Raw genomic sequence first — 22,825 nt, 5'->3', positions numbered from 1 at the left:
GCGAAGCCGCGTGAATCCTGGTCCGGGACAAGGCGTCGGAACCTGCTATCCGGCCGAAACCACGCCGCGTGGCCATGCGTCACGCGGTTTCGCGCGCATGGCGCGCTCCTACAGTGGGATGGGTCAGCTGCTCTGGTACCAGCGCTCGATGAGCCAGCGGGAGATCGAGACCGACGGTGAAAGCAGGACGCCCTCGTCCCCGGTCTCGCCGCGCAGGGCGGCGCCGATTTCCTCGCGCCCGAACCAGCGCACGTCTTCCAGCTCATCGGTGTTGGGAACCGGCTCGTCCGGCTCTGCGTCGGCTTCAAAACCAAGCATGAGCGAGGACGGGAACGGCCACGGCTGGGAGCCCAGGTAGCGGCTCGCACGCACCCGCACCTGCGACTCCTCGAACACCTCCCTCTCCACGGTCTGCTCCAGGGTCTCGCCGGGCTCCACGAAGCCGGCCAGCACCGACCAGCGCCGCGCGGGCCAGGTGGCTTCGCGTCCCATCAGCAGACGCTCGCCATCGGAGACCGAGACGATCACCGCCGGATCGGTGCGCGGGTAGTGTTCGATCGCACAGCGCGCGCAGTGGCCGAGCCAACCCGCCCGGGCAAAGGCCAGCGGTCCGCCGCAGGCGCCGCAGAAGCGGTGCCGGGAGCGCCAGTGCAGCACCGCTCGCGCCTGGGCAAAGGCAGTGGCCTCGCGCAGCGGCCACAGCGCTGCCGCGGCGCGCAGGTTGATCCGCCCTTCGGCCTCGATCCCAGCCTGCTCCGCCGGCAGCGCAAACCAGCCGCGCTCACCGTGCAGGCCCAGGAACACCGCATCCTCCGGCAGGGCAACGGCCACGGCCGCGCATTCCACCGTGAACAGCGCATCGTCGGCGGCGGTAAGCGCATTGCCGTCCGCATCAAGCAGCAGCAATCGCGCCTGCGGCCACAGAGCTGCAAGCGCGGAGGGTTCGTTGCGCAGGTGTTCGGCGCGGTCGAGCGGCGCCCCGACGAAGGCGAATGACATGCCGCCATCATCGCATGGCGCGCGCCGCCGGCAAGGGGCTACATGGTGAAGCTTGAGCCGCAGCCGCAGGTGGTCTTGGCGTTGGGGTTGCGGATGGTGAACTGGGCGCCGTGCAGGCTCTCCACGTAGTCCACTGCCGAGCCCATCAGGTACTGCAGGCTGAGCGGATCGACCACCATCACCACGCCGTCGGTGTCCACGGCCAGGTCGTCCTCGGCCTGCTCTTCGTCAAATTCGAAGCCGTACTGGAATCCGGAGCAGCCGCCGCCCTGGATATAGACACGCAGTTTGAGTTCAGGGTTGCCTTCGCTTTCGACCAGCTCCTTCACCTTGGCCGCGGCTGCGGGGGTGAAGTCGATCGGGCGCTGCAGGGACTGGTAGCCGGGGGCGGCTTCGGGGAGACCTACGATATCCATGGTGCTCAGGATGGGGGGCCGGAGGCCCCGGTTCAAGGTGCGGGAGTGGAACGGCCCGTCGCATCGGCCCAGGGGAACGACTGTTCCGCCGCTTCACCGCGAGCCGGCGCGGCGCGAACCGTGATGCGTACCGGGGTGAAACCATCCGGCAGCACGATATCGCCCTCCACCTGCTGGAAGTATTTGAACGAGTACTCCACCGCTGGCGCTTCATCGTGCTGGCGCAGATCAGACCACTCCAGCTGCTCCAGCCGGCCGTTGCGGCTGCCTTCGATCGCCAGGGTCAGGCCGCCTTCGCTGGCCTGGCCGCGATCCAGGTTCTGGGTCAGGGTGGCGGCGAAGTGCCACACCCGGCCCTCACCGGGACGGATCTGCAGTTCATGCACGGTCAGCCCGCGGCGCTGGGCGGTCGAGCCGACAAAGCGCTCGTAGAAGGCCACCTCGGCCCTGAGCCCGGCCACCTGCTCTTCCCGCTCGGCCAGCGCGCCCTGCAGCTCGCGGTTGGCCTCGCGGCTGATCTGGTCGGAGCGGGCCAGGGTGGTCACGCGCTGCTCCAGCGCCTCCACCTGCTCGTGCAGGACCCGCGGGTCGTCACCGCCGCCGCCACCGAACACTGTCAGCAGGCCCCAGATGCCAAAGCCCAGCAACAGCAGAACCAGGGCAAGCAGCCCGTAGACCCAGTTGACGTGGAGATCTCGCCGCTCTCCCTCGGAATGCTGGCCGTTGTCCATCCAGCCATGTTATCGCCCGTGGGGCGTGCCGGCACACCTGACCCTGGCCAGCCGGGTTCGACGGCATTCAGCCGCCTTGGCCCGGCACCGGCCCATGTGCGGTTGCCTATACTTTGCCGGGAAGGCGGTCCGCTCCGCTGCCACCGAGACGCACATGTCCGAGGCACACCTGTTCGCAATCGGCATCCTGCTGGCCTGGCTGGCTGGGATCCGCGCCTACCTGACCGTCTTCGGCGTGGGCCTGGCGGGCGCCCTTGGCTGGCTGGATCTGCCCGAGGCGCTGCAGGCCACCACCTCGCCCTGGGTATTGGGCGTATCCGGCGCGCTGGCGGCCACCGAATTCCTGGCCGACAAGATTCCAGGCGTGGACTCGGTCTGGGACCTGCTGCAGACCCTGGCCCGGGTGCCGGCGGGCGCCTTCCTGGCCGCAGCGGCGCTGTCTCCGGATGGCGAACTGGGGGCCGGCATGCTGGCCGCTGGCGGCGGCGTGGCGCTGGTCAGCCACGTGCTCAAGTCCGGCTCGCGCGCCATGCTCAACACCTCACCAGAGCCGGTCAGCAACTGGGCCGCATCGATCTCCGAGGATGTCGTGGTGGTCGGCGCGCTTGCCCTGGCCCTTGCCTATCCGTGGCTCGCCCTGGCACTGGTACTGGCCATCGGCATCTCCAGCGCGTTGCTGGTGTGGTGGATCTGGCGCTGGATTTTCAGGCGTCGCCCGCGGCAGGCCGTCACTCCGTCCTGAGTTTTCCGGCACAGCCCGAATGCGGACCGGCTCACGGAACTTCCGACCGGAACTGCACATAATCCGCGTTGCACTCGGGGAGCAGGCAGCTCAGCTGATCGGTTTGCAGGCCGCTGCTCCAGGCAGTTGCCTGCACCGGTCAATCACGGCACAGTCGAACAATGGGGACTTCCAACGACATTCCCCGCGCCGAATTTCCACCGGCGCGGTACTGGCGACGCTGGGGCGCGGATGCTGGCCCGCCCACGTCGCCTGCACTGGATAGCGATGCCGGCAACGGCCACGTCGCGGGCGCCACTGGTTCCGGCCCGGCTGCGGCAGCGGCGGAGAGCGGTGAGCCGCCGTATCGCGTGCTGGTGGTGGAAGACGATCGCAGCCAGGCGCTGTTCGCCGAGTCGGTGCTGGCCGGTGCCGGCATCCAGGCCCGGGCGATCTCCGATCCGGCCCAGGTCATGCAGACGCTCGAGTCGATGCGACCGGACCTGGTGCTGATGGATCTGCACATGCCGGCCATCGACGGCGCCGAGCTGACCGACATGATCCGCGCCCACCCCACCCTGGCCCACACGCCGATCGTGTTCCTGACCGGAGACCCGGACCCCGAACGCCAGTTCGAGGTGTTGGAGATCGGCGCCGATGACTTCCTGTCCAAGCCGGTGCGTCCGCGCCACCTGATCGCCGCGGTGGAAAATCGCATCATGCGCACGCGCCAGCAGCAGGCGCAGCGTGCCGCCGCGAACGGCAACCTGGATACCGGTCTGCTTACCCGGTCGCGCATGTTCCAGCGCCTGGCCGCGGCCATCCCCAACGACTCCGGCAGCCTGTACCTGGTGGAGATCGAAGGCATGGCTGCGCTACGCGAACGGCTCGGCTACAGCGCGCTGGAAGAATTACTGGACGCGGCCGCCCGCCGGATTGCCGGTCTGGCCGGCGAACATGCCGCGGCGCGGATCAACGACAACAGCTTCCTGGTCCACGCCGGCCAGGCGCTGGATATCGACGAATTCGCCCGCGAGCTGCGTGACGGGCTGGCACGGCAGGAAGAAGGTGACGAGCATGGGCCGCGCCTGCGCGCCTGCGTGGGCTGCACGCAGATCACCCGGGCGTTCGCCAATGCAGGCGATGCCCTGACCGCGGCCGAGCAGGCCCTTCGCAGTGCCCGCACCCAGTCGCATGGCATCGGTGTGTACGCGCCATCCGCCGCTCCGGAGCAGGAGGCCAGCGGCCTGGCCGGGCAGGTAGCCAGCGCCGTGGCGGAACGGCGGATCGAGCTGGCATTCCAGCCGATCGTAGCCGTGGCCGGCGGCGACGAAGCCCAGTACCAGGTATTGATGCGGCTGCGCGACGCCGACGACAACCAGCTCACCGCGGCGCAGGTGCTGCCGATCGCCGAGGCCGCTGGGCTGGTACACGAGATCGACCGCCAGGTGCTCGAGCAGGCGATCGCCGTGCTGCAGCGCCAACAGCGTTCCGGCGCCGGTGTGCGGCTGTTCGTGTCCCAGTCCGCTGCCAGCCTCGCACGCATCAGCTATGCCGAATGGCTGCTGGAGGCGCTGGCCGCAGCCGGGGTGGAAACAGGCTCGCTGGTGATCGATGTGCAGCAGGATGACGCACTGATCCAGGCCATCGCGCTGCAGGAATTCAGCGCCAAGATGGTGCCTGCCGGCGTACAGCTGTGCCTGGGCCGTTACGAACCGGGCGGCGAGATCGACACCCTGCTGCCACAGCTTCCGCTGAGCTTCGTACGCCTGACCCCGGGCTTTTCCAGCAGGCTGGGTGAGCCGGAAGTACGCGACCGCATGCGTGAGGCCGTAGAGCGCGCGCATCGCCTGGGCCTGCTGGTGATCGGCCAGCAGGTGGAGGACCCGCAGGCGGCGGCCACGCTGTGGATGAGCGGCATTGATTTCATCCAGGGCAACCTGGTGCAACAGGCAGCAGGTGACCTGGACTTCGACTTTCACGACTCGGTGCTCTGATCATGCAAACGTTGGCAAGGACCCGCCCGTCTGCCCTCATGCTCCGCTGGCTCGCCCTGGGTGCAGCCTGCGGCGCGGCCATCATGCTGCTGCTGGATTTCTTCGGCCTGGCCGGCCCGTGGCAAGGCATCGCGCTGGTGCTGACGCTGCTGGCAGCGTTCGCCCTCTGCGCAACGACCTATTTCATGCAGCATTACGATCGGGAGATCGAAGAGGCGCAGGAACAGATGCGCCACAGCGAGGCCGAGCGCGCCGAGCTGCGCGAGCAAGTTGTCCGGCACGCCGAGCTGGAACAGCAGCTGCGCCACGCCAAGCGCACCGCAGAGGCCGCTGTGATGGCCAAGGGCGAGTTCCTGGCCACCATGAGCCACGAGATCCGCACGCCCCTCAACGGCATCGTGCCGATGCTGGACCTGCTGATGCATGCACGGTTGGCCGCAGACCACGCCGAACTGGTGCGCACCGCACACACGTCATCCCAGCATCTGCTGCGGATCGTTGACGACATCCTCGATTACTCCAAGCTCGAGGCCGACAAGCTCGAGCTGGAAAGCACCGCCTTCAACGTGCGTGAGCTGCTGGAGGAAGTGATCCAGATGATGGAGCGTCCGGCGCAGAGCAAGGGCCTGCGCATGCACCTGCAGATCGACTCCAGCGTTCGCCTGCCCGTACGCGGCGACCCGGTTCGCCTGCGCCAGGTACTGGGCAACCTGCTCAGCAACGCGGTCAAGTTCACCGAACGCGGCTCGATCACGGTCAACGTGCACCGCATCGGGGAAAGCACGGCCCAGCACCAGCTGCGGTTCGAGGTGCGTGATACCGGCGTAGGCATTTCCAGGGCGGCGCAGCCGCGCCTGTTCCAGGCGTTCAACCAGGCCGACGCCTCCACCACCCGCCTGTACGGCGGGACCGGCCTGGGCCTGGCCATCTCCAAGCGCATCGTGGAGCTGATGGACGGGCAGATCGGGGTGGACTCGGAGGCCGGCCAGGGCGCCACTTTCTGGTTTGAAGTGCCCATGCTCAAGGTCCAGGGCGACATGCCCACCAATGAGCGGCTTGCCGATGGCGGCCGCCTGCTGCTGCTGAGCGCCGATCCGCGCCTGCGTCTGCGCCTGTCCATGCTGTTGCCCAATTGGGGGCTGCGGGTCAGCACGGTGGAGACCACCCAGGAAGCCCTCAACCGCCTGCGTACCGCTGCAAGCCAGGGCGCACCGTGGGCCTATTCGATCGTGCTGGCGGACCTGGCCGGCATGCGCCACACGGCCCTGGCCCTGCACCGCAACCTCGGCCGCCAGGCCATCTACGGCGATCTCCAGCTGGTCTGCCTGTACGGCGACGATGAAGTGCCCGAGGAGCTGCGCCGCAGCGCCACCGTGCTCAGCCGCCAGGCACCCGACGCCGACCTGCGCGCTGCCCTGGTAGGCGAGCCGGAGAGCCGCCCGTTGATGGCCGTGGACGTGGATTACCTGGAGCCGACAGAGAGCCAGACTGCACCTGCCGCGGAAACGGCTGCCGCAGCCGACGCGCCCGCCCGCCCTGCCCGTACCCCCCGGGTACTGCTGGTGGAAGACAACCCCGTCAACCTCATGGTCGGCCAGCGCCTGCTGACCATGCTGGGCATCACCTGCGACACCGCCGGCAACGGCGAGGCCGCGCTGCTGCGCATGTCCGCATCGCGCTACGACCTGGTGCTGATGGATTGCCAGATGCCGGTGATGGACGGTTACACCGCCAGCCGCCAGTGGCGCGAGAGCGAAGCCGGCTCGGGGCGCCACCTGCCAATCATCGCCATGACCGCCAACGCCATGGCCGGCGACCGCCAGAAATGCCTGGATGCCGGCATGGACGACTACCTGCCCAAGCCGGTCACCCGCAGCGAGCTGGAGCGCTGCATCTATCACTGGTGGAACCCGGATATGCCCCCTGTCGATGAGGTGGACACGGGCGGGGAAGATCTTGCTGAAGATGACGCCCAGAAGACGCAGGCGGCACCAGCAGTTGTGGCACCCACACCGGTTGCCCCCCCGACTTCAACCACCAGGCCGCCGCCCGCACCGGTGATCGATGAAGAAGTGCTGGATGAACTTCGCAGCATGCTCGGAGACGAGGTCGAACACCTGATTGACCTGTTCCTGGAAGATACGCCCAAGCTGCTCGCGCGGCTGGAGATCGCCGCCTCCAAACCGGACTACGCTGCCCTGCGTGACGCTGCCCATTCGCTCAAATCGTCCAGCGCCAACCTGGGGGCCATGCTGCTCTCGGCCGCGGCCAGGCGGGTTGAGCAGGGCGCGCGCGAAGGCAAGCTGGAGCGTCCGGCAGTGGCGGTGGCAGTGGTGATCAACGAGTTCGGCAGGGCCCGGCGCCAGCTGCGTTCGCGCAGCGACGCCGCCATCTGACCGGAATCAGTCCGCCATCTGCCCCTGCAGATAGTTCTCCATCCCGACCCGCTCAATCAGGTCAAGCTGGGTTTCAAGCCAGTCCACGTGCTCTTCCTCATCTTCGAGGATATCGACAAACAGCTCACGGCTGACGTAATCACTCACTTCTTCACAGTAGGCGATGGCATCGCGCAGCAGCGGGACCCCCTCCAGCTCCAAGGCCAGGTCGCAGTCCAGGATCTCGCGCGGGCCCTCACCGATCTTCAGCTTGCCCAGGGCCTGGAAGTTGGGCAGCCCCTCCAGAAACAGGATGCGCTCCGCCAGCTTGTCGGCGTGCTTCATCTCATCGATCGACTCTTCGTACTCGTGCTTCGCCCAGCGCTCCAGACCCCAGTGCTTGAGCATCTTGGCGTGCAGGAAGTACTGGTTGATCGCGGTCAGTTCGTTGTAGAGCACCTTGTTGAGGAACTCGATGACCTTCTTGTCGCCTTTCATGGGGGCACCTCCGTCAGCGGTTGCGGCCACCACTGTACCGCCCCGGTGAATCCCGTGGCGGAACGCGAATCGTGCTCATTCCGGCCCGGGAGCGGGCCGGGGCTGACAGCCGCTCAGGCGGCTTCGGCGATGACCGGCAGCGCGAGCGGCGCCGCCTCCAGTGCGTCTTCCGCGTCGCGACCGTGGACCTCGTCCAGCAGCCCGCTCGCGGTTTCGATGCAGGAGCCGCAGCTCGAACCGCACCCGGTACGCATCATCAATTCCGACATCTCCCCGCAACCGGCCGTGGCCGCATCGCGGATTTCGCTGTCGGTAACCCCGTGGCAAAGGCAAACGTACACAGTGCAAAGACCGGTCTGGGAAACGGCCTCCATTTCACCGCAGTCGAGAATGATTGTCAATTACGGTCGCAAACGGTTCTCAGTTCGTGCCGGGTTTGCGACCTCGGGCGCGCTCACCCGCCGGAGCCCTGTCCTGCGGGCGCTTGCGACGCAGCCCGTGGCGACGCGGCGGATCGAACGTCCTGGGCGGGACGGCCGCGGTTCCCGCCACCTGCCGCGCAAACGGCGCCAGGTGGCGCAGGGCGCTGGCGTACACTCCGCGCTTGAAGGTGACCACGTTCTCCATCGGGTACCAGAAATCCACCCAGCGCCAGTGGTCGAACTCGGGCTTGTCGGTCAGGTCCAGGCGCAGATCGCCCTCCTGCCCGGTGAACTGCAGCAGGAACCACACCTGCTTCTGGCCGATGCACACCAGCTTGTCGTTGCGGCGGATGGCCCGCGGCGGCAGCCGGTAGCGCAGCCAGCCAGGCGTAGCCCCAAGCACGGCCACGTGATCGGGGAGCAGCCCGGTTTCCTCGCGCAGCTCGCGATACATCGCCTCAAGCGGCGTCTCGTCGGTGTTCATCCCGCCCTGCGGGAACTGCCAACCGTCACGACGCACGCGTCGGGCCCAGAACACCCGACCGTCGGCATGCATGAGCACAATGCCGACGTTGGGCCGGTAGCCGTCCGGATCGATCACGACACGGACTCCAAAAATATACTGTCATCGACTCTGCCACGCCCCAGCCCTGTCGACAAGCGGCGCCTGCGCGGATTGACTACGGCACCACAAGCATGGAAAATTGAGGGTTCGCCGCGCCCCTGCGCGCAGGCCCGATGGCTATGTAGCTCAGCCGGTTAGAGCACAGCACTCATAATGCTGGGGTCGGTGGTTCGAGTCCACCCATAGCCACCATCCGGACTTCGCACGAACCCCATGATTTTCATGGGGTTTTTTGTTTTCTGAACCATGCGTCAAACCCGGTTCGAGGTGCGATGCGCACCGCCTGTGACACTTTCTGTGACAGTTCCAAGTGTCACAGACCCGGGCGAGCCCGCGAAAACGACCCCAACACTCGAACAGGCGGCCCACGCCGACGGCTGCGACCCGGCGCTGCCAACGCTGAGAGTCGTTCAGCGGCATACTGCCCCAAGGGGATACCGGGGCCGCGCACGGAATGAAGGAAAACCACCTCGAAGACGCCTGTCTGGATTGGCTGGCCAGCGCTGGCTGGTCGGTCGTGGAGGGCGAGACGGTCGCGCCCGGCGGAGATCTGCAAGCGCGTGAGCGCTGGTCAGAGGTAGTACTGGCTCCGCGGCTGCAGGAGGCCGTGGCGCGGCTCAACCCGGCACTTTCCGCATCCGAAATGGACGCCGTAGTCACCAAGGTCGCCGGCTACGGCCACCAGTCCCTGGTTGATGGCAACCGCGAGGTCTACGACTGGCTGCGTAACGGCGTGCCGCTTGAGCGCACCGCGAGCGATGGCCGGCGGGAAGTCCTGCGGATCCCCGTGATCGACTTCGCCGGCAGCAACGACCTGCTGGCGGTCCGCCAGTTCACCGTGCAGGGCACGAAGCTCCGCCGGCCGGACATCGTGCTGTTCGTCAACGGCCTGCCGCTGGTGGTCATCGAGCTCAAGAACCCGGCCGATCTCAACGCCGACCACGAAGCCGCCTGGAACCAGATCCAGAACTACAAGGCCGAGATCCCGCAGCTGTTCTGGTTCAACCTGCTCAACGTGGTCTCCGACGGCACGGTGGCGCGCTACGGCTCGCTGAGCGCCGAACTGTCGCGCTACTCGCGCTGGCGGCTGCTGGACGGCAAGAAGGTCGGCAAGGAGCAGCTTGAGCTCGAAGTGCTCATGCGCGGCCTGTTCAAGCCCGGGACGCTGCTGGATTTCTTCCGGGGTTTCGTCGCGTACGGCGGTGCGGACGGCGGGGCCAGCTTCAAGATCATCGCCCAGTGGCACCAGTACCACGGGGTGAAGAAGGCCGTGGAACGCGCGGTGGAAGCGCTCACTCAGCGCAAGGACGGCAAGGGCGGCGTGATCTGGTTCACCCAGGGCTCCGGCAAGTCCCTGCTGGCACTGTTCTACGTGATGGCGCTGCGCGACCGGCCGGAGTTCCGCAACCCGACCGTGGTGATGGTCACCGACCGCAACGACCTGGACGGCCAGCTCTACGAGACCTTCGCCGACAGCGCCTGGTCGCTGCGCGCCACGCCCGTACAGGCCGACAGCCGCGAGGACCTGCGCCGGCACCTGTCGCAGGTGCAGGCCGGCGGCGTGTTCTTCACCACCATCAACAAGTTCGCGCCCGAGCCGGGCCAGACCTCGGTGCCGGTGCTGTGCGAGCGCGACAACGTGGTGGTGATCGCCGACGAAGCGCACCGCACCCAGTACGGCTTCCGCGCCGACATGGATACGAAGACCGGCCAGACCAAGTACGGCCTGGCCAAGTACATGCGCGACGCCCTGCCCAAGGCGATCTATCTGGGCATGACCGGCACGCCGGTCAGCCTGGACGACCGCGATACCGAGGCGGTGTTCGGCACCTACGTCGACGTCTACGACATGATCGCCGCCCAGGAAGACGAGGCGGTGGTGCCGGTCAGCTACGAGTCGCGGATCATCGAGCTGCGCTTCAACGAGGCCGAGAAGCAGGCGCTGATGGACGAGTTCCTCGACGCCACGGACGACGAGGACGAAGCCGAGCAAGGCCGCACGGCCAGCCGCTATACCCGGCTGGAAGCACTCGCCATGGCCGATGGCCGGATGGCAACCCTGGCCGAAGACCTGGTGCAGCACTGGGAAGCGCGCAAGGAGTCGGTGGCCGGCAAGGCCATGATCGTTGCGGTCTCGCGCGAGGCTGCGGTGCGCCTATATAGCGAACTGGTGAAGCTGCGTCCGGACTGGCACTCGGACGACATCAATACCGGGCGGCTCAAGGTGGTGATGACCGGCACCTCGGTCGATCCACCGCACTTCCAGCCCCACCGCACCGACAAGTCCGACCGCAAGCTGCTGGAGAAGCGCTTCAAGCAGTCCCCCGACGACCTGAAGCCAGGCGAAGTGCCGCTGGAACTGGTGATCGTGCGCGACATGTGGCTGACCGGCTTCGACGCGCCGCCCGTGCACACGCTGTACGTGGACAAACCCATGCAGGGCCACGGCCTGATGCAGGCCATCGCCCGCACCAACCGCATCTGGAAGGACAAGCCCGGCGGGCTGGTGGTGGACTACATCGGCATCGGCGAGGAGCTGAAGAAGGCGATCCGCCAGTACACCCGCGACAGCGGCGCGGAGCGCGAGCCGGTGGACACCTCCGGCGCGGCCCTGGGGATCCTGCTCGATACGCTGGACGTCATCCGCAAGGAGTTCTTCGCAGGCTTCGACTACAGCGGAATCGAGGATCCAAAGCGGGCGCTGGCGCTGCTGGCACCGGCGATGGAGCACATCCTCAAGCTGGACCCCGAAGCCGACGACAAGGGCCGCAACCGCGGCGTGCGCGCCTACCTCGACCAGGTGGCCAAGCTGACCAAGGCGCAGGCCCTGGCCGGCACCCGGCCCGAGGCCATGGCGGTGCGCGAGGAGATCGCCTTCTTCCAGGCGGTGCGCGTGAGCCTGATCAAGCTGACCCGCTCGGCCGGCGGCATGTCGCGGCTGGAGAAGGAGGCCGCGCTGCGCCAGCTGGTGGCCAAGGGCGTGCTGGTCGAAGGCGTGAACGACCTCTACAGCACGCTGGGGCTGGAGAAGCCGGACATCAGCCTGCTGGACGAGCAGTTCCTCGCCCAAATCCGCGAGATGCCGACGAAGAACCTTGCCGCCGAGCTTCTGGAGCGCCTGCTGGCGGACCAGATCCGCTCGCGTGGCCAGAGGAATGCGCTGCAGGGCAAGGAATTCGCCACCCGGCTGGAAGAAGCGATCAACCGCTACCAGAACCGCGGCCTGACCACGATCGAGGTGATCGAGGAGCTGATCCGGCTGGCCAGGGAGATCAACGAGGCGCGCCCGCCGGATGGGATGACCGAGGAGGAGTTCGCCTTCTACCAGGCGCTGGCGGAGAACGAGTCCGCGGTGCGCGAACTCGGCCATCCCGTGCTCCGTGCAATGGCCCAGGAGCTGACGGACAAGCTGCGCAAGTCAGCGACGATCAACTGGCAGAACCGAAAGGATTCGCGGGCGCGGATGGTGGCGATGGTCAAAGTGCTACTAGCGACGCACAAGTATCCGCCGGACAAGCAGCCGGAGGCGATTGCGAAGGTGATTGCGCAGGCCGAGTTGTTGGCGGATTCGTGGGCAGGGTAGTGCCATGTCCTACTGGGCAGCTGCTCACGACCCTAAGCGGATGCGTCGCCACCGCGCAGGCCGAACATGTGCACATGATCGAAACTCTGATCCCCGAGAATAATTTGAAGCTATGGTCCGACTGATTAAGCCTGCAGATATCCCCGAAACGCTTTGGCGCACTGAAACGAAATGTCTGCACCTTGCTCCGACCCTGCTCAGTGCTTGGAGGCACTTGCTGCAACACTCCGGTCTCGAAAAAAAGGCACTACAGCCTGTTCCCGGAGGGAAAATAGGTGGTCTCAGCAAGGAAGATACGGATGAGCATCTAGCATGGAGCTTCACCGGCTCGTCGGCGCGGGTCCAGCTCGGCTTTCTTGATCCTCGGGACGAACTTGCTGGGGTGGCAGACGCGTTTGCAAAGGTCTTTTCAGGCGGGACTGTATTAGTCGCAGATCTGCCCTGTGGTTCCGGTGCGGCAGTTTTGACACTGCTCGCAAGCATTGCAGAGTTGCGGCGCCAGAACCGGATCCCGCGCAGCCCGCTGCACATCAAGGTCGTTGGCGGCGAGCTATCTGAGCCCGCGCGAGACTATGCATGCCGAGCAATGAATCACATCAAGCCGGCGTTATCCGAGCAGGCGATCTGGGTCTCCGCTGAGTTCCTGCCGTGGGATGCGCTGGATAAATTTTCCACCGCCGACTTAACCAACCGCCTGACCGTGCTTGGCCAAGGATGTTCAGCCCGCATTATGGTTCTGGCCAATTTTTCCGGCTTTCTACAGGGCGAAGGAAAGTGGAAAGAATCTACCCCGCAATTCGAAAGCCTGTTCGTACACGGTCGAGCTCACAACAGCTTTGTGCTCTGGATCGAGCCGCAAACGAATAAGGTGCTTGGCTCAGGTGGATTCTTCGGTCGAGCTATCGCCTGGTTCGGGAAACTGTTCTCATCACATCAGACCACTAACGAAAAAGAAGATCTTGTGGTTGATAACCTTGGCAAGAGCAGTGCTGGCGTTCAGCACCCACTTAAGGACCATCAGTTCAACGTACACCTAGTAATCCAGCGTTTCGACTTACCTCTGAATGGAGTGAAGGCGTGAGGCCACAGATACTCGCACTACGCGCGGCAAATCAGTACCGGACTCGCGACATCATGGCCTACCTTGGGTTGCGTTATTACTTCGCTAATCAGTGCGCACGAAGGGATCGCTGGGCTGAGGAAGTGTCTGCCTACCTCGTGATGAGTCGGAGCAACGGTGCCTACTTCCGCTCTCTGCACTTCAAGGACGTTCGCGCAGACGGCCAGATCGATCACCGCGACATTTTTTTGCCGGGGCCAAATGAGTCGTTCGCGGAAGCTGCATTGCTCGCAGAGTGCAGCCAGCACGCAGCATTTCGCTCCCCTGCCTTTGTCTTCAGCTACCGGCTGGCAGAAGGCGACGACGCTCAAGGAGCCTACAAGCCTTACTTCTCGGGACTACAAGAGCGGCAAAAAAAGATCGCCGTCGCGTGTAAAGCCGACGCCAGTCAGATCGTGCGCTACACCGACATTAAGCGTTTCTACCCGAACATCTCCGGCGACCTGGCGGTTGACGCCTGGCTGAGGGCGTGCGACACAGCTCAGACGGCCTCATTGTTTCGTGAGTTAGGCATGAAACTCTTGGCCGACCACGCGCTGGCCTGTCAAAACGTTTCTCATGGCCAAGGTCTGCTGACCGGCCCCATGTTCAGCCACCTAATTGCCAATCTAGTGTTGCGAGATGTAGATGTAACAATGTCCGATGCCTTTCCGAACCGTTACTTCCGCTATGTGGATGACGTGGTATTGGTGGGCTCACCGAAAGAGGTCGCCGCCGGGCGAGCTCAATTGGCTGAATTGTTGAACGAGCTGGGGCTATATTTACATGACGTTGGTGCCGGCAAGGACTTTGAACTAACGGCGAGTGATTGGTTGACAGGTGAGTCTGATTTCAGCGGCGACGACTCACAAGGCTGGATGTTGTTCGCCCGCGATCTAAAGCAGCTCTTGATTTCACAGCCTTCGTCTCGCGCGAGACTTGCCGCCATATTTGCTGAAGAGGGATTTAGAATCCCGCTGCCGGATTACAGTGTTGACGTGAGTGACGCGAGGTATCAAGATCGCTTTATCGATAACCTTAGGCGTCATCCGTGGCTGCTAAGAAGAATATTTCGGCAAGCTACGCCAAGCTTGCTCTTGCTCTCTGCGAAGGCTCTTCGAACTCAATATACAGAACGTTTAAATAACCTCATCGAGGCTGGTCCGAACCTAGATGATTACTCACGCAAGCGAATCATCCCGAAGATTCGTTATTTCGCGGGTCGACTGCTCTACCTAGCCAAAGCGGAAGATTTGCATTCAATTGCAGAGCGGCTACGGCAATACCCGGAGCTCGCCATGCTTGCCGAAGTACTAAGCGCAGTCGGCGCACGAGACGTCACGCGTCTTCTTCGATTGGGGGGCAATGCAGCCCAGTCGGCTGCCCAGATCCTGAAACTTACCCGTGGTGAAATTACTTGCCGGATCGAGTCCTGGGGTTCTGTCGAACGTCAAGGCTTGGCCATCTTGCGGGCGAACGGTATCAGCGTTTCCGGCCCGGACGATGATGAGCTTAATCGCTTCGCCTTGTGGCGCAAGGACGGGTATGCGTTGATGGAGTCACGCGACCCCTTCATCCAGGAATTGGCGTGCCTTCACGGTATGTCCGAACACCCTCTCCATGCCGGAGTTCTCGGCACGGCACTAGATCGCGGGGAGGAGCTCGCCTTTGATGCAACGAATCCTATTGATACGTACTGAGTTCTCATAGTCATGAGATTCGCGCGCGGCATCCCACATGGATCGCAGTCACTATCTCGGACACCAGCATCTCCAGCGCGACCATGGTCTTCCTCAGCCGGCGGTATTGGTCCAGGTTCTGCGCGTGCATCCGGGCCATGTCCATAGGCAGCTGCGCACCAATGGCATACTGCACAGCGTTTTTCTTCGGATGAGGGACACTCAGCCAGCCGCCGTCCTCCTGTTGCACCATGTCTTCCCAAGGCTTGATCGAACGCCTGGCAGAGAGGATGTCACCCTGCGTCCAGCGCGAGGCTAAGGAATGCACTGCACGGTTGCGGAAATTCGAGGTCGCCCTGCGGTATTCCTTACCGTCGATCTGGCAGTATAGTTCTCTGAAGTGGGAATAAGCCGCCCAGCCCTGGCCAAGCCGATCCGCTTGCGCGAACGCTTGTTTCCGTTGCAGGTGCCTTCCGGCCGGCAGAGAATCCTGGTCGAGCCGGTCTTCGTATCCCTTGATCACGATCAGATTTCCCTGATGCAACAGGTTCTCGACAAGCTCCAGCAGCCGGTCCGAGTGCGCCGCCGGCTGCAGCATGCAAAAGAAAGCAACGGGATTAACGCTGCTCGATTCCAGCTCCCATCGTTGCTCTCCGGACAGCTCTGGCAGCACGTGCAACCAGATATTCCAGATGTGCAGTTGTTGGCACCAATCGTTGGCACAGTTGATCGTTTCGCCAATCTGGGGAGAGACGGAGAGACCCCAGATCATCCGCCCCTTCACTGACTTGGCCGTATCCAGCGCGGCAAAGGAAACAAGGCCGGGATACGCACTCGCGAAACTGGGGACCAGATCATGGAAGCGTTCGTGGGCAGCCAGCATTAACTGCCTGAGCTCGTCGAAACCCATATACGAAGCACTCCAAGCTTGGGGCAACAAGAAATCTTCAGTCAACTTCCGCTGACTTTCCCTTCACAACCGCTCTTGTCCCTTGCTCGATTTCTGTTGTATCGATAAATGAAGCCAGACCATCCTGACTAGAAACCAACTTCGCAAGCTGCTGCTTGATTGCAGAAAGCTCATCGGCAATCTTCACTAAAGGAGACTTGCTGGCTATCCCTGGCAACCCAGAATAAGTGGAAACATCCAGAGAATAGCTAGCGGACTGCACCATCTCATCCACAGAACGCCAGCTGACTTTCACACCGAATGGCTTGAGTCGCTTGCTAATTCCCGGGTCTTTAGGTCTGAACAAATTGAATCCCACGGCGAATATAAAGCTAAATTTCTCACCTTGGCCGATCATGGTTAGAGGTGGCCGCTCTTTTAAGTCCCGAATAATAATTTCGTAGTTGTCAAAATCATTCTGATCACACTCGATCTTATAGGATACGTCAAGTGCTGGTCCGGTCCCGACATTAGAGAACGCGAGCAGTACCGCTCCATTTCCATCAGGGTGTGTTTCAAAGTGTGCGACAACCAGCGGGGAGTTACCTGCTTTTCGGAGCAGCTTGTTCTCCTTGATTAAGATGCAGGTAAGCAGTGCAACTGTAAATGTAGAAAGGCCGCCAACCATTCCACCTGTAGCCACCCAATCTATATTTACGAACCATTCTCCGATCATCCCAACGCCTCCGCAGTCGCCTGTTGCATCTCATCAACTCTTATCTTGCCGGAGATCAGGCGGGGGAGGAAGGTGTCGCGAACGTTACCCAAGGTTTTCGCGTGCTCGATGTTCTGATGAATTCGCAGGATCATCGGGCGGATCAGTCGATCAAAGGCAGCGGCTATTTCAACTGGTGGCGTAACGACCTGGTATGCGGCCAGATCCTTCCAGCCTACGCGGGGCATCCGCGCACCATTGGATACTTGGGTTGCGTATGCGATCAGTGCATCACTACTGAATTGACAGATGCAGTATCCGAACCACTCTGGTTCGTGCGGCCGGACAACCAGAATATCGGTAGAGCAGATGCCCCTCTCCGCTGCAACACCAACTTTGTGGAAGTAGGGCCGGAGCCGTCCGAAAAGAATGTCGCAAGGCGAGTACCAAAACTTCCCGCTTGCCAAGCCCTCTGCCTCGCCCCGGTCCATCAAGGCAATTGACTTGCGAGGCATATGTTCCAGTCCGAGGTAGGGAGTCTCGGGATCAAGCAACTCCGGCTTGGCCTGCTCCCTGAAGTTCCCAGCGACTGAACCCAGACTTTGAATCTTCCAGCTCGATGGGACGCCCCCCAGCTCAGAGCGACTGAACCCTGCGGGAAACAGCGCGCCCGTGGCGGCATCCATGCCCTCGGGATCGCGACCTTCGGCCTTGGCGCGGACGGGATCGAAGTCCACGAACCAAGAATTGAACAGGGCTTGGGCGATGGCTTCGAGGGCGTTGTTGGTTTGGCGAAGGAGTTCTATACGCGTCTCGATCCCCTCCAACAACTCCACAAGCGAAAGTGTGTCGCTTCTTGGCGCGGGCAAGCGATACCCAAGAAAGTCCTCTCTAGCCAGCCCTAAGTTGGTCGTTCCCGTTGCGTGCGCACGACAGAAAGCACGGTACTGAGGTGCTCGCAATGCCCAATAGAGCAACGACCTTGGATACGGGGTTCCGGTGAAATCAAGCTTTACGGTGTCCTGCGTCAGCCGCCCGAGAAAAACGGCCTCAGGGAGTCGCGCAATTGCACCCAGCAGGTCAGCTGACTGAGTTACGTCCTTCAGCGACACATAAAGATCGCCGGGAAGCAGCAAAATCTTTTCCGCTGACTCCCCACCGTATGTCTTAAGAGAATCGGCACGGAAGCCACCGTTCCTCTGAATCGTTCCAAGTCCAAGTAACATCGGGCCGTCACGCCCAAGCAGTGCGCTTTTGTAGGTGTTCCCTCGCACTAAACTGACGACTTCACCAATAGTTGGGCCCTGAAGATCAGACACCATAACCCAACGCCCCCAGCCTCTCCCTGATCACCACGTCCAGTTCCACACCCTTCGTCATCTGTTCGGCCATCTGCTCGGTCAGTCCTCCAAAAACGCCACACCTTATGTCTCGCGGAGTCCATGCCCGCAGACTCACCGAACCGTGCCATTCCGCGTGTCGACAGGGGCTGATACCATTAATTCCCTCGCCACACCTGCCCGCCGCCCACTCATGCCTTCCGCCAGAACGCGCCCACTGAAGCTCCCCAGCCGCGACGCCATCGTGCGCGCCGTAGCCAGCTCCACGGCGATCGAGACCGGACAGAAGATCGCTGACCTGGAGGCGACTCTGCGTAGCGGTGGGAATCACAAGCCTCATCTTTCCCTCGCGCTCACTCGTTGCCGGCAGCCAGCGCGCAACTGACCAACGCCCGCATCGGCGAATAGTCCATCTCCATGCCACGCTGGATGGCGGCAAAGTACACCGACTTATCCGCATCCCAGGCGCTGTAATCCAATAGCTCGCGCCCTGCCTGCACAGCCATCACGTCCGCCAGGAGCCGCGCGATGCGCCCGTTACCCTCTCGGAACGGGTGAATCAGTATGAACTCCACGTGGCATGCCGCAATTGCCTCTTCAAGCTCACTCCCATCCAGATCGTGACAGGGCGTGTAGCGGTGCAGAAACTTCTGCTCGAACTCATTGAGCAGCGACGGAATACGTGAACTCGCGGCAAAGTGGAACCCGTCTTTGCCGATGTTCACCGAGCGTTCCCGCCCGGCCCAGTCATACAGGTTCCCCAACCAGAGACGGTGCCACTCGCTGATGTCGGCCACGCTGAGCCGGTGATCGGGAAAGCCCTGCTGCAGGACATGATCGTAAAGCTGTAGCAACAGCTCCAGCTCGACTTCATCGATCTCCGCTGGGTCCGTGATGCCCTGGCGATTGCGCAACACCTGTCCATCGGAGCCGGGCTGCCACTCACCTTCCGGGCCACTGGCCTGGTAGCGATCAGACGCCATATCCAAGTGTCTCCAGTTTCTTCCGGATCACCGCATCCAACTCGGCTCCCTTGGTCATCTGCTCGGCCAGCTCCGCAGTCAGCCGCTCCATCTTGTCATTGAAGGCTTCATCGTCGTCCTCTTCGACCTGCGCGCCTACGTAGCGCCCGGGCGTGAGCACAAACCCGTGCTTCTCCACGTCCTCCAGTGAGGCGCTGTAGCAGAACCCCGGCTCGTCAGCGTACTCTCCGCCATCACTGAACTCCGTACCACGCCAGCGGTGATACGCCTGCGCGATGCGCTGCAGATCGTCGTCGGTGAACTCGATCTGCGTGCGGCTGATACGTCCACTCGCCGTCTTGCGGGCGTCGATGAAAAGGATCTGACCCTTGCGGTCGACACTGCCGCCCTGCCCTGCGCCCTTGTCACGACTCAGAAACCACAAGCAGGCCGGGATCTGCGTGTTGGAAAACAGCTGCCCCGGCAGGGCCACCATGCACTCCACCACGTCGTCCTGCACCATGCCGCGGCGGATCTCGCCCTCGCCGCTCTGCTGCGAGCTCATGGAGCCGTTGGCCAGCACGATGCCGGCGCGGCCGCGCGATGACAGGCGCGCGAGCATGTGCTGCAGCCAGGCGAAGTTGGCGTTGCCCTTCGGCGGGATGCCGTACACCCAGCGCGGGTCGTCGCCGAGCTTGTCGCCGCCCCAGTCGGAGATGTTGAACGGCGGGTTGGCCAGCACGTAGTCGGCGCGCAGGGTCTTGTGCTGGTCGTTGTGGAAGGTGTCGCCGTAGGTGGCGCCCAGGTCGCCGTGCAGGCCATGCACGGCCAGGTTCATCAGCGCCAGGCGGCGGGTGGCGGCCATCAGCTCTTGGCCGTGGATGGCCAGGTCGCCCTTCTTCTTCAGCTTCGCGGCGTGGGCGTCCTTGAACTTCGCCGACTGCACGAACATGCCGGCCGAGCCGCAGGCCGGGTCGTAGATCTTGCCCTTGAACGGGGCCAGGATCTCTACCAGCAGGTTGACTACGCTCTTGGGCGTGTAGAACTCGCCGGCCCGCGCGCCTTCCTTGAGCGCGAACTGGCCGAGGAAGTATTCGTACACCTCGCCGAATACGTCGCGGCTGCCGTGGCGCTCGGGATCGAAGCTGAGCTTGGCCAGGAGCTGCATCAGCTCGCCCAGCTTGCCGGGCTCAAGCTCCAGACGGGAGAACTCGCGGTAAAGCACGCCTTTCAGGCTAGGATTCTCGGCTTCGATCTCCCCGAGCGCCTTGTCCAGGCGCTGAGCCAGGTCCGGTGCGGCCGCCTGACCCAGCAGCGTGCTGAAGTGCGCCTTCGGCGGCACCCAGAAGACGTTGTCGGCGTCGTAGAAGGTCTTGTCCTGGGTGAACTGTGCGGCGATCTCCGTGCGGCTGTCCGCGTCGGGGATGTAGTACTCGGCCTTGGGATCAGCCAGCCGCTTCTCGATCACCCGTCCCTGGGCATCGAACATGTCCGAGACGTACTTCAGGAACACCAGGCCGAGGACCGGGTACTTGTAGGTCGCCGCCGAGACGGAGCCGCGCAGTTTGTCGGCCGCTTCCCAGAGGGTGCGCTTGAATTCGTCGTTGGTCATTTCATCCCCTGTCGATGGCTGCAATCCTCGCAGATTGCCTTCTCATGCCGCGCTGGTCTGCCCGGCGGGACTGGGAACCGGTCATGAAAGGACAAATACCACGGCCGAGTTATCAATCATGGCCATGTTAACCCTCACCGCGCCAGCAGCCGCCGCGTCCAGTCCAGCAGCACCAGTGGCAGCCTCTCCGGGGCCGACAGCACCGCGTAGTTGTCGGGCCCGAATACCTTGGGCAGGTAGCGGGGGGCCTGCAGGTCCACGGTCAGGCAGAACGGGAAGATGCCCTGCAGGCGCGCTTCGGTGACCGATTGGCGCATGTCTTCGACGCCGAACCGGCCGTCATAGCGGTCCGCGTCGTTGGGCTTGCCGTCGGACAGCATCAGCAGCAGCCGGTGCTCGGCGGGCTGGTGCATCAGCATCGCGCTGGCGTGGCGGATGGCGGCGCCGGCGCGGGTGTAGTGTTCCGGCTCCAGGCCGGCGATCCGCAGCGCGACTTCGTGCCCGTAGGGCTCGTCGAATCCTTTCAGCATGCGCATTGACACGCCGTGCGGGCCTTCGCCGGAGAAGGCGTTGACCGAGAACGGCTCGCCCAGCCCCTGCAGGGCGACGCAGACCAGCAACAGCGCCTCGCGCTCGACGTCGATCACCCGGCGGCCGTCGCCGATGAAGCCGTCGGTGGAGCCGCTGGCGTCGACCAGCAGCGAGACGGCGATACTTCGCCGGCCGGGGCGTCGCGCCTCGTACAGGCCCTCGCGCAGGAATCCGCCGGCGCGCAGGTCGGCGCGGCCCTCCACGCAGGCGTCGATGTCGATGTCCTCGCCCTCGGCTTGGCGCCGTAGACGGACTCGTTCGGGTCGCAGGGCTTCGAACTGGCGGCGGATCCCGTCCAGGTGGGAGCTGTGACGGGCCAGGGTGGCGTCGACCCAGCCCGGATCGCCGTCTGCCGGCGAGAGCATCCGCACCGTAGTGGCGTCTTCGATGTAGGACGCGTCCGCGTGGTTCCACTCCGGATAGCGAAATCGGGTGCCCGCTTCGTCCCGGTCCTTGAACTCGAACACCGAGCGGCTGTCGGGCGGATCGTCCGACAGGAGCACTTCACGCGGCGGGTCGGGCGCGGCGACCATCCGGGTGGATGCCAGCTCGGAGAGCATGTCGCCGTACTCGTCGGGGCTGGTTTCATCGTCGCGGTCAACCGGACGCTGCAGGCCGAACGGATCCTCGGCGATCTCATGCGGCGCGTCCTGCTGGATCATCCACGCGCCGGGATCGCCCGGCTTGTCCTCGTCTTGCGTTGCTTCCCGCTGCTCGGGCCGCCGCTCCATCCGGGCGCTGCGCACGTCCTCCGGCGCCTGCCCATGATCGAACGGCTTGCCGTCCACGACGCTCGCCTTGCCCGCGCTGGCCTCACGCAGTTCACCGGTCCACCAGTCGCGATACAGCGGCATCGGTCCGAGCCGGCGGCATTGGGCCAGGTCAATGGCCCACTCCTGCAGCAGCTCCCTGGCCCGGGCGATCGACGCTTCAACCGGGCCGGGGAGATCACGGGCCGGCTGCAGCTCGGCCTCCAGGATGCCGCGCACCAACCGCTCCAGCGGCTGTCTTGCGGGCGCCAGTTCATCCAGCGCCGGCCGCGCCGCCAGGGCCAGCCGCCGCAGCCGCCGCAGCGGGGTCAACAGGCCCGGGAACCGGTGCACCACCTCTGCTTCCACGGCCTGCGCCTCCAGCACCAGCGCAGTGTCGCGGAGCAGCGGCCGGGGCTGGGCAAGGATCGCCTGCGCGCTTCCGCGCAGCGTCCTGAAGGCCTGCTGCAATGCCATGGCGCGGTACAGCTCGGACGCCGCGACCGCATCGCACGTATCCAGGTGCGCCGGCAACCAGATCGTGTCGGCGCTGGCAGCCGGGATCGTTTGCCGGTGGCGCGGATAGGCGGCGGGATGGAACAGCCGGTGCAGCATGGTTGGGCGTGCCGGCGGCAGCGCCACCCGCATCGGCAGGCTGGACCCGCAGGCGGCCGAGAGCAGCAGGTCCAGGCGCCGGGCCAGCGAAGCGAGCGCTATGGGTTGGTCGGGATCGTGCGGGTAATGACGACGCCAGGTGTCGCGGATGAAGACCGTCGCGCTGCGCGCCACATCAACAACGAAGTCTTCGGGTTCAGACACGTC

18 protein-coding genes and 1 tRNA gene are annotated in these 22,825 nt (G+C 64.0%); 7 read left to right on the top strand and 12 right to left on the bottom strand.

Translation table 11 applies throughout. From position 1 onward, the window contains the following. Positions 1-123 precede the first annotated feature (123 nt). The 3 genes from nudC to ACW7G2_RS04020 are packed head-to-tail and all read right to left on the bottom strand — an operon-like array spanning position 124 to position 2,146. Positions 124-999, bottom strand: coding sequence for an NAD(+) diphosphatase (nudC, locus tag ACW7G2_RS04030; RefSeq protein ID WP_456972990.1), 876 nt, complete (start codon positions 997-999; stop codon positions 124-126). A 38-nt stretch (positions 1,000-1,037) separates the two neighbouring features. Further along, positions 1,038-1,415: an iron-sulfur cluster insertion protein ErpA gene (gene erpA, locus ACW7G2_RS04025; protein ID WP_456972988.1), complete on the bottom strand. Its 378-nt coding sequence runs from the start codon at positions 1,413-1,415 to the stop codon at positions 1,038-1,040. 32 nt (positions 1,416-1,447) lie between these two features. Then, complete coding sequence (locus ACW7G2_RS04020; RefSeq protein WP_456972986.1) at positions 1,448-2,146, bottom strand: DUF6776 family protein; 699 nt, start codon at positions 2,144-2,146, stop codon at positions 1,448-1,450. A gap of 154 nt (positions 2,147-2,300) precedes the next feature. On the opposite strand from ACW7G2_RS04020, the gene ACW7G2_RS04015 reads away from it, so the two are divergent. From ACW7G2_RS04015 to ACW7G2_RS04005, 3 genes are all read left to right on the top strand, one after another. Continuing rightward, complete coding sequence (locus tag ACW7G2_RS04015) at positions 2,301-2,888, top strand: DUF4126 domain-containing protein (protein ID WP_456972984.1); 588 nt, start codon at positions 2,301-2,303, stop codon at positions 2,886-2,888. Positions 2,889-3,049: 161 nt separating this feature from the next. Beyond that, positions 3,050-4,864: an EAL domain-containing protein gene (locus ACW7G2_RS04010; RefSeq protein WP_456972982.1), complete on the top strand. Its 1,815-nt coding sequence runs from the start codon at positions 3,050-3,052 to the stop codon at positions 4,862-4,864. Between the two features lie 38 nt (positions 4,865-4,902). After that, positions 4,903-7,260, top strand: coding sequence for an ATP-binding protein (locus ACW7G2_RS04005; protein WP_456972980.1), 2,358 nt, complete (start codon positions 4,903-4,905; stop codon positions 7,258-7,260). Positions 7,261-7,266: 6 nt separating this feature from the next. On the opposite strand, the gene bfr is transcribed toward ACW7G2_RS04005, so the two are convergent. The 3 genes from bfr to ACW7G2_RS03990 all read right to left on the bottom strand — a co-directional run bounded on the left by bfr (position 7,267) and on the right by ACW7G2_RS03990 (position 8,760). Continuing rightward, the gene (bfr, locus tag ACW7G2_RS04000) at positions 7,267-7,737 is read right to left on the bottom strand and encodes a bacterioferritin (protein ID WP_456972978.1); all 471 of its coding nucleotides are present in this window, start codon (positions 7,735-7,737) and stop codon (positions 7,267-7,269) included. Between the two features lie 113 nt (positions 7,738-7,850). Next, positions 7,851-8,138, bottom strand: coding sequence for a (2Fe-2S)-binding protein (locus tag ACW7G2_RS03995; RefSeq protein ID WP_456972976.1), 288 nt, complete (start codon positions 8,136-8,138; stop codon positions 7,851-7,853). 19 nt (positions 8,139-8,157) lie between these two features. Beyond that, a complete protein-coding gene (locus ACW7G2_RS03990) occupies positions 8,158-8,760 on the bottom strand; it encodes an RNA pyrophosphohydrolase (protein ID WP_456972974.1) in 603 nt (200 codons plus the stop codon). A 139-nt stretch (positions 8,761-8,899) separates the two neighbouring features. On the opposite strand from ACW7G2_RS03990, the gene ACW7G2_RS03985 reads away from it, so the two are divergent. From ACW7G2_RS03985 to ACW7G2_RS03970, 4 genes are all read left to right on the top strand, one after another. Beyond that, positions 8,900-8,976, top strand: a tRNA-Met gene (locus tag ACW7G2_RS03985). A 262-nt stretch (positions 8,977-9,238) separates the two neighbouring features. After that, complete coding sequence (locus ACW7G2_RS03980) at positions 9,239-12,367, top strand: type I restriction endonuclease subunit R (RefSeq protein ID WP_456972972.1); 3,129 nt, start codon at positions 9,239-9,241, stop codon at positions 12,365-12,367. Between the two features lie 112 nt (positions 12,368-12,479). Further along, the gene (locus tag ACW7G2_RS03975) at positions 12,480-13,448 is read left to right on the top strand and encodes a hypothetical protein (protein WP_456972970.1); all 969 of its coding nucleotides are present in this window, start codon (positions 12,480-12,482) and stop codon (positions 13,446-13,448) included. A 53-nt stretch (positions 13,449-13,501) separates the two neighbouring features. Further along, positions 13,502-15,166 (top strand): RNA-directed DNA polymerase, encoded by a 1,665-nt coding sequence (locus ACW7G2_RS03970; protein WP_456972968.1) that lies wholly within the window; start codon positions 13,502-13,504, stop codon positions 15,164-15,166. A 10-nt stretch (positions 15,167-15,176) separates the two neighbouring features. On the opposite strand, the gene ACW7G2_RS03965 is transcribed toward ACW7G2_RS03970, so the two are convergent. The 6 genes from ACW7G2_RS03965 to ACW7G2_RS03940 form a co-directional block, all read right to left on the bottom strand. Continuing rightward, a complete protein-coding gene (locus ACW7G2_RS03965; protein WP_456972966.1) occupies positions 15,177-16,055 on the bottom strand; it encodes a hypothetical protein in 879 nt (292 codons plus the stop codon). A 37-nt stretch (positions 16,056-16,092) separates the two neighbouring features. Next, positions 16,093-16,770 (bottom strand): hypothetical protein, encoded by a 678-nt coding sequence (locus tag ACW7G2_RS03960; protein ID WP_456972964.1) that lies wholly within the window; start codon positions 16,768-16,770, stop codon positions 16,093-16,095. Beyond that, positions 16,767-18,071, bottom strand: a complete 1,305-nt coding sequence (locus ACW7G2_RS03955) for a restriction endonuclease subunit S (RefSeq protein ID WP_456972962.1) — start codon at positions 18,069-18,071, stop codon at positions 16,767-16,769. Before ACW7G2_RS03955 ends, ACW7G2_RS03960 begins: the two co-directional genes overlap by 4 nt. A gap of 371 nt (positions 18,072-18,442) precedes the next feature. Then, positions 18,443-19,072: a Fic/DOC family protein gene (locus tag ACW7G2_RS03950; protein WP_456972960.1), complete on the bottom strand. Its 630-nt coding sequence runs from the start codon at positions 19,070-19,072 to the stop codon at positions 18,443-18,445. Further along, a complete protein-coding gene (locus tag ACW7G2_RS03945) occupies positions 19,062-20,663 on the bottom strand; it encodes an N-6 DNA methylase (protein WP_456972958.1) in 1,602 nt (533 codons plus the stop codon). The genes ACW7G2_RS03950 and ACW7G2_RS03945 overlap by 11 nt, the downstream gene beginning before the upstream one ends. Before the next feature lie 134 nt (positions 20,664-20,797). After that, positions 20,798-22,822: a nitric oxide reductase activation protein NorD gene (locus tag ACW7G2_RS03940; RefSeq protein WP_456972956.1), complete on the bottom strand. Its 2,025-nt coding sequence runs from the start codon at positions 22,820-22,822 to the stop codon at positions 20,798-20,800. Positions 22,823-22,825: the final 3 nt, after the last annotated feature.

Source organism: Luteimonas sp. A277, assembly GCF_054052045.1.
The sequence above is the reverse complement of the archived record's forward strand: the minus strand, read 5'-3'. Positions and strand labels throughout refer to the sequence as shown.